This window comes from Citrobacter sp. Cf125, from assembly GCF_030333935.1.
Taxonomy (GTDB): domain Bacteria; phylum Pseudomonadota; class Gammaproteobacteria; order Enterobacterales; family Enterobacteriaceae; genus Citrobacter; species Citrobacter freundii.
Map to the genome: position 1 here is coordinate 269,600 of NZ_JAOWEY010000025.1, position 14,481 is coordinate 284,080.

The following is a 14,481-nucleotide window of genomic DNA, read 5'->3' on the forward strand; positions in this document are numbered from 1 at the left end:
CGCTTATCGGGCCTACGCGTAGCAATAGCAGGCCGGATAAGGCGTTTTACGCCGCCATCCGGCACGTAACATTAACTGGCGGTAGCAACTTCACCGGCAGGCGGCGTTTCAATTAGCTCCAGCATGGTACGGGCGATTTCACGCTCGCCCATGACGACCTGATTGGCTCCGCGCTCGGTAATATATTCCACCTCATCGTCATAATGTGCGCGGGCGATAATCTCAATCGACGGGCACTTCTCACGAGCGGAAGCGACAATTTCACCCGCTTCATAGCCATTCGGAATGGTTAGCAACAGCCAGCGTGCGCAATCCAGATGCGCCAGATTCATAATCTCTTCGTTAGCGGCATTTCCCAGCACCGCGCGGATCCCACGCTCGCGCAGTTCATCCACCCGGGTACGTGAGGTTTCGATAACCACCAGCGGGATCCCGGCAGCCATCAATTTCTCACCCAGCAGGCTGCCGACGCGACCAAAGCCAACCAGCAGGGCGTGATTGCAGATATCCACCGGAATTTGCTTCTCTTCTTCGATAGCCTCTTCCAGAGTCTGCTCTTCCAGCGTTTCTGTTTTGGCGAGATATTTTTCTAACACCGCGAACAGCACCGGGTTGAGCATTATGGACAGGATTGCCCCTGCCAGCACCAGATTCTGTCCGGCCTGCGGCAGCAGGTTTAACGCCATTCCCAGACCCGCCAGGATAAAGGCAAATTCACCAATTTGCGCCAGACTGGTGGCAATGGTGAGCGCCGTGCGTTGAGAGTGACCAAACATGCGCACCAGGAAATAGGCGGCAAGGGATTTACCAAAGATGATAATCGCCAGCGTGCCCAGTACTGCCAACGGCTGCTGGATCAGGACTAACGGATCGAACAGCATTCCGACGGAAACGAAGAACAGCACGGCGAACGCATCGCGCAGCGGCAGGGTGTCATGCGCCGCACGGTGGCTCAGCTCAGATTCATTCAGCACCATACCGGCGAAGAACGCGCCCAGTGCAAAGGAGACATCGAACAGCTCTACTGCGCCGAAGGCGATACCTAAGGCGAGGGCGAGGACTGAGAGGGTAAACAGTTCGCGTGAACCGGTTGCGGCGCTGCGGGCCATAATCCACGGTACCAGGCGACGACCCACCAGCATCATAATCGCGATAAACGCCACCACCTTACCGATGGTAATGCCCATATCGACAGCCAGAGAAGCGAAGCCGACATCTTCTTTTTCCAACATTCCGGCGACGGCTGGCAGGAGAACCAGCGTCAGTACCATCATCAGATCTTCGACAATCAGCCAGCCAATGGCAATTTGCCCGCGCTGGCTGTCAATGAGCTGTCGTTCTTCAAGCGCACGCAGTAGCACCACGGTGCTGGCGGTTGAAAGACACAGACCAAACACGATCCCCACCATCAGCGACCAGCCTAATACAGCTGAAAGCGCCATACCCAGCAGCGTTGCCACTGCTATCTGGGCAATCGCGCCGGGAATGGCGATTGACTTTACCGCCATCAAATCCTTCAGGGAAAAGTGCAGCCCGACGCCGAACATCAGCAGAATAACGCCAAGCTCGGCCAGTTCAGGCGCGAGCTTAGTATCAGCAACAAAACCAGGTGTAAATGGACCGGCCAGAACGCCCGCTAACAGATATCCCACCAGAGGAGAAATACGTAGTTTATTGGCAATCATGCCTAATATAAAAGCGAGTACAAGGCCGCCGACAATGGTGGTGATAAGCGGGGTGGCGTGATGCATTCCGTCTCCTTTGGTTGCTGTGATGATCCTAAAAACCCAAACTGCGAGTAATAGTTTATGACAATTTTAATGTTTATGTTTATGAATAATTATTGAATTTTGAAGAAAACAGGATTTTAAAGGAAAAAAAGCACGGATCGGAAAACTACGAGGGGATGTTTGAGGCAAACGCTGATGGTCACTGTAAGTGATGACGACCAAAGTTTACCTTTGGCCGTCAGAAAATCAGGCTTTATGTCGGTTATCAGGTAAGAATATGGTCAGTATCCCCAGAAGTGGCAGGAAAGCACATATTTTGTAGACCAAATCGATACTGGTATGGTCGGCAATCAGCCCTAACACCGCGGCTCCCAAGCCACCCATGCCGAAGGCAAAACCGAAAAATAACCCAGAAACCATGCCGATACGCCCAGGAAGCAACTCCTGTGCGTAAACCAGAATGGCAGAAAACGCCGATGCGAGGATAAAACCAATGATCACGGTTAAAATCCCGGTCCATTCCAGCGTTGCGTAGGGTAAAACGAGGGTAAATGGCGCAACGCCGAGGATAGACCCCCAAATAACATATTTTCTGCCAATTTTATCGCCTAATGGTCCGCCAATCACCGTCCCGGCCGCGACGGCAAACAGGAAGGCAAACAGGTGAAACTGGGCGTTTTGTACCGATAATCCGAATTTTTGCATCAGATAAAAGGTGTAATAGCTGCTGATGCTCGCCATATAGAAGTATTTGGAGAAAATCAGTACCAGCAGGATGCTTACAGCCAGCACCACTTTATTACGCGGCAACGGATTAACGATAGCGACCTTCGGCTTTCCTTTACTCATCCGATGCTGCGCGGCATACCAACGGCTGATTTGTGCCAGGACGACAATCGCTAATAGCGCAGCCAGAACAAACCAGGCCACATTACCCTTACCATATGGCGCGATGATGACAGCCGCCAGCAACGGTCCCAGTGAGCTGCCGAAGTTGCCGCCAACCTGGAAAATCGATTGGGCAAGGCCGTGGCGACCGCCGGAGGCCATACGCGCCACACGGGACGATTCCGGGTGAAATACCGAAGAGCCGGTGCCAACCAGCGCCGCGGCGAGCAGCACCATATGGAAGCTGCCGGCCATGGCCAGCAAAACAAGCCCGCTCAGCGTGAAGCACATTCCTATGGGCAGCGACCACGGCATCGGGTATTTGTCCGTCCAGTAACCCACCACCGGTTGCAGCAGCGAAGAAGCTAACTGGAAGGTTAGGGTGATCATCCCGATCTGCATAAACGTCAGCGAGAACTCTGACTGCAATAGCGGATAAATCGCCAGGATCAGCGACTGAATCATATCGTTTAGCAAATGGGAGAGGCTGATCGCTCCTAAAATGCCAAATGAGGTGCGTGCTTTAGCAACCGACGCTGACGCGCCAGCCACAGGCTGGGTTGGTTCACTTATTGCCATAGAAAGTCACTTCTGTTTGGGTTGCGATTATGAGGGTAATCTAATTTGTTATTATTACCTGACTAACATACCTGCGGAAGGTGTTTGAAGGAAGTCTCATTTCTGAAAACATTTTCGACTATTATTTCATATCATTGTAATTTCAGTCGTTGATTTTGGCTCAGGGAGAGAAATATGAAGTTTTTAAAACGGGGCGTGGCGCTGGCGTTATTAGCCGCATTTACGCTGGCAGGTCAGCCAGCGCAAGCGTACGAAAAAGATAAAACCTACAAAATTACCATTCTGCATACCAACGATCATCACGGTCACTTCTGGCGTAGCGAATATGGGGAATACGGACTGGCGGCGCAAAAAACGCTGGTGGACGGTATTCGTAAAGAGGTGGCTGAGGAAGGGGGCAGCGTACTGCTGCTTTCTGGTGGTGATATTAATACCGGCGTACCGGAGTCCGATCTGCAGGATGCGGAACCTGATTTTCGCGGGATGAACCTGATTGGCTATGATGCGATGGCGGTCGGAAACCACGAGTTTGATAATCCGCTTAGCGTATTGCGCCAGCAGGAAAAATGGTCCAAATTTCCGTTTCTCTCGGCCAACATTTATCAGAAAAGCTCCGGCGAGCGTTTATTTAAACCGTGGGCCATCTTTAAGCGCCAGGATTTAAAAATTGCCGTACTTGGTTTAACCACTGACGATACGGCGAAAATTGGCAACCCCGAGTTCTTTACCGATATCGAATTCCGTAAACCTGCTGATGAAGCCAAACTGGTTATTCAGGAACTGAATATGGGTGAAAAGCCAGACATCATTATCGCGACCACCCATATGGGACATTATGACAACGGCAACCACGGCTCAAACGCCCCTGGCGATGTCGAAATGGCGCGCAGCCTGCCAGCAGGTTCACTGGCGATGATTGTCGGTGGCCACTCGCAGGATCCGGTGTGTATGGCTGCGGAAAATAAGAAGCAGGTTGATTACGTACCGGGTACGCCGTGTGCGCCAGATAAACAAAATGGGATCTGGATTGTACAGGCACACGAGTGGGGCAAATACGTGGGCCGGGCGGACTTTGAGTTCCGTAACGGCGAAATGAAAATGGTTAACTACCAGCTCATTCCCGTTAATCTGAAGAAAAAAGTGACCTGGGACAACGGTAAAAGTGAGCGCGTACTCTACACCCCGGAGATTATTGAAAATCAGCAAATGCTTTCGCTGCTGACGCCGTTCCAGAATAAAGGTAAAGCGCAGCTCGACGTGAAAATCGGTAGCGTCAATGCGCGCCTCGAAGGCGACCGTAGCAAAGTCCGTTTCGTGCAAACCAATATGGGGCACTTGCTGCTGGCTGCGCAAATGGCGCGAACCAGCGCTGATTTTGGCGTGATGAGCGGCGGCGGTATCCGTGACTCCATCGAAGGTGGCGATATCACCTATAAGGGCGTGCTGAAGGTACAGCCGTTTGGCAACATCGTGGTGTATGCCGATATGAGCGGGAAAGAAGTGATTGATTATCTGACCGCGGTGGCGCAAATGAAGCCGGACTCCGGAGCCTACCCGCAGTTTGCCAACGTCAGCTTTGTAGCGAAAGACGGCAAACTTAACGATTTGAAAATCAAAGGCGAACCTGTTGACCCAGCCAAAACCTATCGTATGGCAACGCTGAGCTTCAACGCCACCGGCGGTGATGGCTATCCGCGCATTGATAACAAACCAGGCTATGTGAATACCGGGTTTATTGATGCGGAAGTGCTGAAAGAGTACGTACAGAAGAACTCACCGCTGGATGCCAGTGCGTATGAGCCGAAGGGTGAGGTGAGCTGGCAGTAACAGGGCGGAGTGCCGGATGGCGGTGCTGGCACCTTATCCGGCCTACAGGTCAGTGCGATTTGTAGGCCTTAAAGCTGCGCGCCATCAGGCATTCATTCTATAACCGCTTAATCCCGGCGGGCGATATCGGCGAATTTCGCATCCAGAATTTTCGCCAGATCGCTCGCTGCCAGTTCGATATCCAGCCCGCGTTTGCCGCCGGAAACATAAATGGTGTCAAACGTTTGGGCAGGCGCATCGATAAGCGTCGGCAATCTTTTTTTCTGCCCCAGCGGGCTAATACCGCCTACCAGATAGCCGGTAGTGCGTTGCGCGACCATGGGATCGGCCATATCGACCTTTTTGGCACCCAATGCTTTGGCAACCTTTTTGAGATCCAGTTGACCTGCTACCGGTGTGACGGCGACCGCCAGATGCTTCATGTCGCCATTCACGGCAACCAGCAGCGTTTTGTAAACCTGGTCCGCGTTCAGACCTAACTTTCGCACCACTTCATCACCAAAGTTCGTCTCGGACGGATCGTGATCGTAGGTGTGGATCTGGAAAGAAATTTTGTTTTTTTCGAGTAATTTAACGGCGGGTGTCATAGCAATTTTCCTGGCCCAGACAAAATACGACTCAAGCATACGCCTGATGTCTGTCTAAAAAATAGTACCATCTTGCGCAATAGTATTGGCAGGATGATGACTTTGAGCGACAATCGAACTACACCGACGCTTTAAGCGCCGGGATCATAATAATGATGAAATTCCTCTTTGACGGGCCAATAGAGATATTGGCCATTTTTTTTACCGTAACATCTCCGGCAAATTTCCTTCTCCGTATAAATGCAGCGCGCCAACGGCCACGACGTAGTGACCAGCAGGCATCGCTCTGAGCCGATCGCGCCAGGCTGTGTTGCGTTGATGCATCAATACGTCATACAACGACTGGCTAAAGGTATTGGGAAGCGTCAGTTCGCTATTGTGCGGTGGCGTTTCAAGCCACCAGCCCATCATCTGCTGGAGCAGTCTGGCATTGGTATGCCAATGCGTCAGAGTATCGTCCAACAGGGCCAGTCCGTTATCAGGCAACTGACATAACAGCTCGATTTGACTGGATGCGCCTTCCAGTTCGATTATCGGTTTATGCGCCTGTTTAGCCGCATTCAACAGTTGATAATCAATCCCGTATTCCGCTCGCAGCCCTAGCTGCTGTGCCTGCGTTGCCTGTAATACCATGGCAATTTGCCACAACGGCTGAGTAGATAACAGGGATGGGGAAATGCCCAGTTCGTTGGTGACTTTACGCAGGTTTTCTAACTGCTCCGGGCTGAGACGTTCTTCGAGTGCGGCAAAGATCGGAAGGTTGGCAAACGGCGCGTCGTCACCGGAAACATCCGCTTCGACAATCAGCGCATCGGCATGCTTGAGCTTTTTGAGTAATTTGGCAGGCAGAGGCGCCATATCGCGGCTGCCCATGTGAATGCTGCCAATCAGATGAAAATGGCGGTTGCCGGGCAAAGAGATGTCGATGGCAGGCCAGGTATAGTGGTTGCCGCGCAGTGCAGACCATAATGCTTTTACCCGGTATAACAAATCCATACGACCTCCCTAAGTGGAGAACCATGCTAGCGCGTGGCCGGAAAAGTCGCAATGTGTGAATTGCCGGATGGCGCAGTTGATAGCGCCATCCGGCAAAGGGTTACTCTTTAGGTTTGAAGCGCAGCAGTCGGTTCGCGTTGCTCACCACGGTGATGGAAGAAAGCGCCATCGCCGCCCCGGCTACTACCGGGTTGAGCAGCGTGCCGGTGAACGGCCACAGAATCCCAGCGGCAACCGGGATGCCGATGCTGTTGTAGATAAACGCGCCGAGCAGGTTCTGCTTCATATTGCGTAGCGTTGCCCGGGAGATAGACAGCGCATCCGCAACGCCCATCAGGCTATGACGCATCAGCGTAATCGCGGCTGTTTCAATCGCTACATCGCTGCCGCCACCCATGGCGATCCCTACATCGGCCTGAGCCAGCGCAGGCGCATCGTTGATACCGTCACCGACCATGGCGACCTGACGCCCCTGGCTCTGCAGACGCTTGATCGCCTCGGCCTTACCGTCCGGCAGAACACCCGCAATCACCTCGTCAATACCCGCCTCTTTGGCAATGGCGTTGGCGGTCGTTGGGTTGTCGCCGGTCAGCATCACCAAACGATACCCGGCGCGGTGCAGGCGCTGGAGCGCTGCCACGCTGTCGCTACGCAGTGGATCACGCACCGCTAACAGCGCCGCTGCTTTACCATCAATCGCCAACAGGACCGGAGTTGAACCCTGGGAGGCCTGAGCGGTGATTTCAGACTCCATTTCAGTGGTATCTACCTGCTGTTCATTGAGCAGTGCCTGATTTCCCAGCAGCAACGTATGACCTTCGGTCTCGCCGCTGACGCCTAACCCGCGCAGCGTACGGAAACCGTTGACCTGCGGCAGCGAGACATCGCCTGCTTTGTCCAGAATCGCCCTGGCCAGCGGGTGGCTGGAACCCTGTTCAAGTGCTGCAGCCAGACGAATTGCCCGCGCTTCATCGGTGTTGCCAAACGTTTTGATGGCGACAACCTGCGGTTTGCCTTCAGTCAGCGTCCCGGTCTTATCAAAGACGAGAGTATCGAGCGTGCTGGCGCGCTGCAGCGCATCGGCATCGCGTACCAGTACCCCAAACTCAGCGGCACGCCCCACGCCGGAAATAATCGACATCGGCGTTGCCAGACCCAGCGCACAAGGGCAGGCGATAATCAGAACGGTGGTGGCAATGACCAGCGTATAGACAATCTGCGGTGCTGGTCCAAAGAAATACCAGATAGCCGCACTGACCAGCGCAATGGCGACCACGACCGGAACGAACACCGAGGAGATACGGTCGGCCAGTTTGCCAATTTCCGGTTTGCTGCTTTGCGCTTGACGCACCATACGAATAATGCGTGACAGCGTGGTGTGACTGCCAACGGCGCTGGCGCGGAACAGCACGCTGCCGTCCTGTACGACCGTACCGGCGTGGACGCTATCGCCTTCACCTTTTTGCTGAGGAATCGGCTCACCGGTGAGCATAGCTTCATCCAGCCAGGCTTCGCCCTGGGTGATTTCGCCATCGACCGGCACGCGGTCGCCGGTGGTCAGGCGCAACAACATTCCCGCCTGAACGTCTGCCAGCGGCACGTTCTTTTCACCTTCGTCAGTAACGACGCGTGCGGTCGGTGGCGTCAGATCAAGCAGTTTTTCCAGCGCTTTGGACGAGCGCTGGCGAGCCCGCGCTTCCAGCATGTGTCCGAGGTTAATCAGACCAATAATCATGGCGCTGGCTTCATAATAGAGGTGTCGCGCTTCCATCGGGAACCATTGTGGCCAGAGGTTGACGCTCATGGAATAGAGCCATGCCACCCCTGTACCCAGCGCGACCAACGTATCCATAGTCGCGGTGCCGTTCATCAGGCTTTTCCACGCATTGCGGTAAAAGTGACCGCCCGCGAAAACCATCACCGCAAGCGTTGCCAGACCAATCGTCAGCCACAGGCTGCGGTTGTCTTCGCTCACCATCATGTTGTCGCCAATCATTCCCCATACCATGACAGGGATACCCAGCAGCAGCGCGACGGCCGCCTGCCAGCGAAAACGTTTCATGGTTGCCACGGCGGTTTCTTGCTGACGCTCGCGGCGCTTAGCATCATCTTCAATGGCTTCTGCGCCGTAGCCTGCTTTTTCCACCGCCTGCACTAAATCTGCGGCGGAGGCACTGCCCATTACCAGCGCAGTGCGTTCCGCCAGGTTTACCCGTGCCTGGGTGACACCCGGTACGCTTTGCAATGCATTTTGTACACGGGTCACACAACTGGCGCAGCTCATGCCGTTTAACAGCAACTGTTGGCTGTCATCATCAGCCGTAGCTGCCGGAAGCTCGGAAGGGACCGCTGCCAGTGCTTCCGACGGGATTGATGACTCCGTCAGCGGTTTAGCCTTTGGGTGGCTTAACTCCGCGCCGTAACCGGCTTGTTTGATGGTTTCAATCAGCGCTTCTGCGCTGGCGCTCCCGGTAACATGGGCCTCTGTCACGGTAACATCCGCTTGCTCAACATCCGGACGTTGTTCCAGACTTTCTTTAACGCGTTTTACGCAGTGACCACAGGACAAACCGTCCAGGGTTAGATCGATTGTTTGAGACATAACCAACTCCTTCATTGCAGGTTTAACTGACTGTGATAAAGGTTAAACCTTCCAGCAAGGGGAAGGTCAAGGGTGTTTTTAGAAAAGATGAAAAAAGGGGCGAAGGGGGAAAAAAACGGGAACGTCACCTCAGAGCGTTCCCGGTCTGTTATTGATTGAGAACGATAAGCGGCGTTCGATGCTCCGGTTCATTTATGACCGTGAGATCGGCACCGTACAGCGCGTTCAGCGCCCGTTGCTTCAGGACATCCTGCGGATACCCGTTATCAATAATCCTGCCGCGTTCCATCAATACCACGCGGTCGGCATAACGCGCTGCGAGGTTGAGATCGTGCAGGACGCAGCAGACGCTAAACTGCCGTTCACGCACCAGGCGACGCAGCAGACGAAAAAGGTGCTGCTGGTGGTGAATATCCAGGGCGGAGGTAGGTTCATCGAGAAATAACCATTTGGGCCGAGGCACGGGCTCCCAAAGCTGAACCAGCAGACGTGCCAGCTGTACTCGCTGTTGTTCTCCTCCCGACAGATGCCGGTAATCGCGCGCGGCCAGCGCCTGGCAGTCGCACAACGTCATGATGTGTTCCGTTTCATCGCCCGTATTGCGCGTGCGATACGGATGCCTGCCCATGCGAATGACTTCCTGCACGCTAAACGGGAAGGCCATATGACTGTTCTGGCGCATCACGGCACGGGTTTTTGCCAGCTCGGTGATTGACCATTCGTTCAGCGGCTTGCCGAATAAGCTACAGCGCCCACTGTGAGGTTGCAGATAACCCGTGAGCTGGCGGAGCAGCGTTGATTTCCCGGCGCCATTCGGGCCCAGAATCGCGATAATCTCTCCTTCAGGTAGCGTCAGGGAAACATCATCGGTCAATCGTCTGCCCTGAATGTGGTAAACCAGATTTTCAGCAACGATCATGACACCCTCCGGCTACGCAGTATTAACCACAGAAAATACGGTCCTCCGATCAGGCTGGTTAACAGACCAACGGGCATTTCGGCAGGCTGCACCAGAGTGCGGGCCAGCGTATCGGCAATCAGGAGTAGACAGGCGCCCGCCAGCGTAGAGCAGGGAATCAACCAGCGATGATCGGCGCCGGTAGTCATTCTGATCAGATGTGGGATCACCAGGCCAATAAAGCCAATTACGCCGCTGACGGAAACGGCAGCACCAACCAGTAGCGAGCTGAGCAACAGTAACTGCTGGCGCTTACGTTTGACGTTCACGCCGAGGTAATGCGCCTCTTCATCACCCAGTTGCAGCAAATTAAGCGTGCCCGCCATACAGACGGAGACAGCAATGGCTGGAAGAACAAAGGTACTGGCAACCAGCAGCGTTGGCCACTGGGCCTGGCCGAGATTGCCCATCATCCACAGCGTAAGTTGACGTAGCTGTTGCTCATCGCCCACATAGCTCAGTACGCCAATAGCCGAACCGCACAAAGCATTGATAGCGATACCGGCTAACAGCAGTTGCATCATTCCGCCGTGGCTATGACGCTGGCTTATCAGGAAAATAATCGTGCAGACCACCATGCTGCCCGCGACGGCAAAAATCATCTGCTCATACAGCACCAACACCACGGGAAACGAAAAGGGGATAACTATCGCGATACCGACCATCAGCGCGGAGCCGCTACTGACACCAAGCAGGCCAGGATCGGCCATCGGATTGCGAAAAAGCCCCTGCATGATAACCCCTGCCGTTGCCAGCGCTGCGCCTACCAGAACGGCCAGCAACACACGGGGCAAGCGGATGTTCAACCAGATGTCACGGTATTCGTCGTTGAACAGCGCGCTGAAGCTAATGTTCAGCGCCCCCTGGCTGGCTCCGAAGAGCATCAGAGCGACCAACAACAGAGAAAGACCCGTCAGAATGCTGACGGAAGAAAGCGAGTCCTTAAGCACGCAACGCTCCATAACGTCTTTGCGGCGCGAAGTTCCCGCGCCGCGAGGGGTTTACGCGGGTTTCAGTCCTGGCTCAACCAAACTGTAAATCTGGTTATTGAGTGACGGGGCTGTAGCCAGTTCGTGAATGTGCCTTGCAACATCTGCACGCATCACAAAACCATGGCACTCCTCGGCCTGTATCCGTTGCGCCTGACCTGTGGCTGCACCGTTCAGCAAACCGCCGGGGCGGAGAATGGCGTAGTCCAGTTGACTGGTTTGTAGCCAGCTTTCAGCCAACGATTTTTCGCGTACCGCCTGACCAAATGCGGCCCTGGCGCGTGGGGACAAAAAGGGCCAACTGTCGCCACAGCCAAGCGAAGTCACCAGAATCATGCGTTTGATCTCCGCTTTTTCTGCTTCATCAATGACGGTTCTGTGCGCCAGATAATCCTGGGCACCGCCCATGGAGGAGATCACCGTGGCATGTTGACCCGCTGCGCGACAGGCACAGGCGGTGACCTGGCTGTCGCAGGCGTCGCCAATGAAGACCTGCACACCTTTTTCCTGCAACCCGGCAGCGACCTGCGCGTTGCGAACGACGGCAATCACCGGACGTTGTTCCGCCAGTGCGAGTGCCAGTGTTTTCGCGCCGACGCCGCTACCACCTGCACCAAAAATGAGCCATGGAGCCATCAGGCATGTTCCTTTAAGGATGAAGACAGCGCGTGAAAGGCGCTGACCTGGTCGGCCAGTAGCTGACGATGCTCATCCCGACCGAGGAAAATTTTGAACATAGTGCTACCCGCCTGGTTAAAGAAGAGAATGGACGCGGTGTCCATGCCCATAAATTTGCGTTCAATCAGGGCGATATGTGTGCAGTTTTCTGCCTTGATATGACCGGTCATGCCTTTTTTGCCGCGCAGGTTGAAGTAACCGTGGCGGTGGAATCCTGAAGGTAATTCACCCGTGAATTCCAGTATGACATCAGCAGTATGGACCAGGGTGGTGACTTTGCCCCATTCGCTGACGGTTTCCCAGACGGTATCAAATTGATCGCCGGAAACCAGCGTCGGGGAGGGGAGGTTTTTCACCACCTCCAGCAGCGTGGTGTTGTATTGGGCTGCGATAGCTTCCAGCGTACCGTCCGGCTCAGTTTTCAAAAAATCCTGTAAAGAGACATGGCTCATACTTCACTCCTTTTATGGTTGCTCTACCGCAATGCGCGGCGCGTTAAGTGCCTGAATCAGTTCATCAAGAGACTGCAAAATATTGCTCGCCCAAAAACGCCCTTCATTGGTCAGGCGTACGCAGGTGCTGGCATCTCGCGTCAGTCCTGCGTGATGCCACTGGGTCAGTAGCGGGGCCAGTTTTTGTGCATGAGGTGTCAGTTCATCCAGCGGGACGCGGGCCGTTTCAATACCGGCCTGGAGGGTGTGTCGCCACTGGAAACCACGCTCGGCGGTGCGCATCATCATCATGAGCGGTTTTTTTCCGACGGCGATGGATTCATGCCATGTGGTCAGATTGCGCTCGACCATCCAGGAATAGCCATTGACTGACCCTCCTGCGCCAGAGCCGAATGCCAGACAGTCTGCGCCCTGTTTAATCAGCAGGTTGTACAGATTGCGTTCCCGTGTGGTGCGCGCCCAGTGGCTGTTGCTGATGCAGCGCCAGCCCGCGCTGTCCATAAAATCGCAGCCCTGAAGATAGAGGTCGCGACGTTCGGCAGGAGAGGGAACCGTTGTGCGCCCGGTTTCAACCGCTTTGCCAAGCGGTGTATTAGGGAGCAGATTCAGAGCATAAAGATCTACGCCGTCGAGGCCGATGTCGCGGGCAATCGCCAGATCCTCGCCCCACACCTTTGCGTCTTGTCCTGGCAGACCAAACAGCAGATCGCAGACCACGGCGGCTCGATCCCGTTTTACCAACCCCTGCATAAAGGCCATCGCGGTCGGGCCGTCCGAAGTGCGCGCCATTTTCTTGCGGATCCGGCTGTTAAATGACTGAATGCCGATCGAAAATCGATTGGCGCCAGCGTCAAGGCAGGCATCTATTCGCGCATCGTCAAAATTGAGTACCCGCCCCTCAATGGTGATTTCGCAGTCCGGCGCCAGCGGTAGCTTGTCACGTAGTGCGGTGATGATTCTGGCCAGATCCCGTGCCGACAGCGCAGACGGTGTACCGCCGCCAAAATAGACGGCGTGAATCGGGGCCGACTGATGCAATGCGCTATCGGCTTCCATCTCTATTTCGCGTAATAGCGCGTTGGTGTAGCGGGCGCAGTGATCCTCTTCAAAGCGGTTTTGATAAAAACCGCAGAAAGTACAATGTGTTGCACAAAAAGGGATATGCAAGTACACCAACCGTTTCCGCGGTGGGGTTGGCTGGCTGATGACCTCCAGCCAGGTTTGTGACAATAGCTCTTTGGCAACCGGGATCGCCCCACGCCAGGGCATCGTGGCGCGGCGATCCTTAAATGGCTGACTTCCCTCGAGCGCAAAATGCGCGGTGAGATCCAGCGAGTGTTCAGTTTTCATTGTTCTTTATAAATCCAGTTAGTGAGGCCAGAATTGCTGGTACAGGGCTTCAACCGCATCGGCGACGCGCGGCCCCATACCCAGAATCAGCGCCTGGTCAATCGCCACAATGCGCTGGTTTTTCCAGGCCGCAGTGTGGGTAATCCCGGCAATCGTGCTCAGGCGAGCCAGACCGCCATCCACCATTTGCGACGTCACCACGATCACCTCTGGGTTGGCGGCGATCAGCGATTCCGCGCTGTAGCTTTTATACTGCGCATGGGTGGCGACATTTTGTGCGCCTGCGAGGGTCATAATGGCATCGGCAACGCTGCCTTTTCCGGCGACCTGTGGCGCGCTGCCGCCAGCGGAGAGAATGAACATGGCTTTGACCGGCGCGTTTTTCGCTGCCACGTTGTGCTGAACGCGATCCAGACGTTGACGTATGCGATCGATCAACGTCTCACCTTGTTCGGGAATGCGCAGGGTTTGAGCCAGTTCCCGAATGTTGGCGTACATCTGTTCGACGGTGGCCGGTACGCGCGGCAACGTCACGACGTTAACTTTTTGCGCCCGCAACTGATCCAACACGATTTGAGGGCCAGCATCCTGCCAGGTGATAAAGCTGTCCGGATGCAGCGATAAAATGCCCTCGCTGCTTAACTGCTTCCAGTAGCCGATATGCGGGAGTGCGGCAGTTTCGGGTGGATACGAGGTGGTTTCATCAACGCCGACCACCCGGTTGCCGATGCCCATGGCGTATATCAGTTCGCTAAGAGAGCCGCCCGCCACCACCAGGCGGTCGGCGGACTGGGCACTGAAAACGCAGGCGAGGCTCAGTAAGCCAATCAAGAGTTTTTTCATCG

Annotated in this window: 12 protein-coding genes; 1 reads left to right on the forward strand and 11 read right to left on the reverse strand. The window is 54.8% G+C overall.

Going from position 1 to position 14,481, the window contains the following annotated elements; all coding sequences use genetic code 11:
• Positions 1 to 71: 71 nt before the first annotated feature.
• Both ybaL and fsr read right to left on the reverse strand, forming a co-directional pair.
• A complete protein-coding gene (ybaL, locus tag OGV89_RS17990; protein WP_003835904.1) occupies positions 72 to 1,751 on the reverse strand; it encodes a YbaL family putative K(+) efflux transporter in 1,680 nt (559 codons plus the stop codon).
• A gap of 225 nt (positions 1,752 to 1,976) precedes the next feature.
• Positions 1,977 to 3,197, reverse strand: a complete 1,221-nt coding sequence (gene fsr / locus OGV89_RS17995) for a fosmidomycin MFS transporter (RefSeq protein WP_003021788.1) — start codon at positions 3,195 to 3,197, stop codon at positions 1,977 to 1,979.
• 174 nt (positions 3,198 to 3,371) lie between these two features.
• Between fsr and ushA the strand changes: the two genes are divergently transcribed.
• Complete coding sequence (gene ushA / locus OGV89_RS18000; RefSeq protein ID WP_171862243.1) at positions 3,372 to 5,024, forward strand: bifunctional UDP-sugar hydrolase/5'-nucleotidase UshA; 1,653 nt, start codon at positions 3,372 to 3,374, stop codon at positions 5,022 to 5,024.
• A 107-nt stretch (positions 5,025 to 5,131) separates the two neighbouring features.
• On the opposite strand, the gene ybaK is transcribed toward ushA, so the two are convergent.
• The 9 genes from ybaK to OGV89_RS18045 form a co-directional block, all read right to left on the reverse strand.
• The gene (ybaK, locus tag OGV89_RS18005; RefSeq protein WP_003021794.1) at positions 5,132 to 5,611 is read right to left on the reverse strand and encodes a Cys-tRNA(Pro)/Cys-tRNA(Cys) deacylase YbaK; all 480 of its coding nucleotides are present in this window, start codon (positions 5,609 to 5,611) and stop codon (positions 5,132 to 5,134) included.
• Between the two features lie 201 nt (positions 5,612 to 5,812).
• Positions 5,813 to 6,607 carry a TraB/GumN family protein gene (locus OGV89_RS18010; protein ID WP_016149720.1) on the reverse strand — a complete coding sequence of 265 codons (795 nt, stop codon included), beginning with the start codon at positions 6,605 to 6,607 and terminating at the stop codon, positions 5,813 to 5,815.
• 100 nt (positions 6,608 to 6,707) lie between these two features.
• The gene (gene copA / locus OGV89_RS18015) at positions 6,708 to 9,209 is read right to left on the reverse strand and encodes a copper-exporting P-type ATPase CopA (RefSeq protein WP_286559058.1); all 2,502 of its coding nucleotides are present in this window, start codon (positions 9,207 to 9,209) and stop codon (positions 6,708 to 6,710) included.
• Positions 9,210 to 9,357: 148 nt separating this feature from the next.
• Positions 9,358 to 10,128 (reverse strand): heme ABC transporter ATP-binding protein, encoded by a 771-nt coding sequence (locus OGV89_RS18020; RefSeq protein WP_048233197.1) that lies wholly within the window; start codon positions 10,126 to 10,128, stop codon positions 9,358 to 9,360.
• Positions 10,125 to 11,117, reverse strand: a complete 993-nt coding sequence (locus OGV89_RS18025) for a FecCD family ABC transporter permease (protein ID WP_071696862.1) — start codon at positions 11,115 to 11,117, stop codon at positions 10,125 to 10,127. The genes OGV89_RS18020 and OGV89_RS18025 overlap by 4 nt, the downstream gene beginning before the upstream one ends.
• Before the next feature lie 51 nt (positions 11,118 to 11,168).
• The gene (gene chuY / locus OGV89_RS18030) at positions 11,169 to 11,792 is read right to left on the reverse strand and encodes an anaerobilin reductase (protein WP_003021809.1); all 624 of its coding nucleotides are present in this window, start codon (positions 11,790 to 11,792) and stop codon (positions 11,169 to 11,171) included.
• Positions 11,792 to 12,286, reverse strand: a complete 495-nt coding sequence (gene hutX / locus OGV89_RS18035) for a heme utilization cystosolic carrier protein HutX (protein ID WP_003835812.1) — start codon at positions 12,284 to 12,286, stop codon at positions 11,792 to 11,794. The genes chuY and hutX overlap by 1 nt, the downstream gene beginning before the upstream one ends.
• 12 nt (positions 12,287 to 12,298) lie before the next feature.
• Entirely contained in the window at positions 12,299 to 13,636 is a 1,338-nt protein-coding gene (gene hutW, locus OGV89_RS18040; RefSeq protein WP_048233199.1) for a heme anaerobic degradation radical SAM methyltransferase ChuW/HutW, read from the reverse strand.
• An 18-nt stretch (positions 13,637 to 13,654) separates the two neighbouring features.
• Positions 13,655 to 14,479: a heme/hemin ABC transporter substrate-binding protein gene (locus OGV89_RS18045; RefSeq protein ID WP_087879039.1), complete on the reverse strand. Its 825-nt coding sequence runs from the start codon at positions 14,477 to 14,479 to the stop codon at positions 13,655 to 13,657.
• Between the last annotated feature and the right edge of the window lie 2 nt (positions 14,480 to 14,481).